The sequence below is a fragment of the Sphingobacterium sp. UBA7253 genome (genome assembly GCF_002472745.1).
Taxonomy (GTDB): Bacteria; Bacteroidota; Bacteroidia; order Sphingobacteriales; family Sphingobacteriaceae; genus Sphingobacterium; species Sphingobacterium siyangense.
This window is the reverse complement of record NZ_DKSP01000221.1, coordinates 32,313-32,724: the sequence shown is the minus strand read 5'-3', so window position 1 is coordinate 32,724 and position 412 is coordinate 32,313. Positions and strand designations below refer to the sequence as shown.

Sequence of the window (412 nt, the reverse complement as noted above, 5' to 3'; positions counted from 1 at the left end):
AAAAATTTGATGCCATTATCGGTCTCCGCCAAGACTACAATTCCCTATACGGTTGGTTTACAACACCACGCATCCATTTACGTTATGCACCTATTTCGGGAACAACGGTTCGAGCTAGCTCAGGAAGAGGTCAACGTACAGCAAATATATTTGCAGAGAATACCGCCGTCTTGGCAAGTAGTAGAAAATTGGTTATTCAATCGCCTAATATATACGATAAAGCTTATGGCCTACAACCTGAAGTCTCCTGGAATAGCGGAATAGCAATAGACCAAAATATGCGGATCTTTGGACGTGAAGCTTCGGCATCCGTTGAATTTTTCCACAACAGCTTCTCTAACCAGGTCGTGGTCGATTACGAAAATCCCCGAGAGATCAATTTTTACAATTTGAATGGGAAGTCTTTCTCCAA

General features: G+C 42.2%; 1 protein-coding gene. It reads left to right on the top strand.

The genetic code is table 11. The features are described 5' to 3' along the window. Positions 1 to 412: TonB-dependent receptor domain-containing protein (locus tag B2X72_RS22680; protein ID WP_286851588.1), on the top strand; the 412-nt coding region annotated here is incomplete at both ends.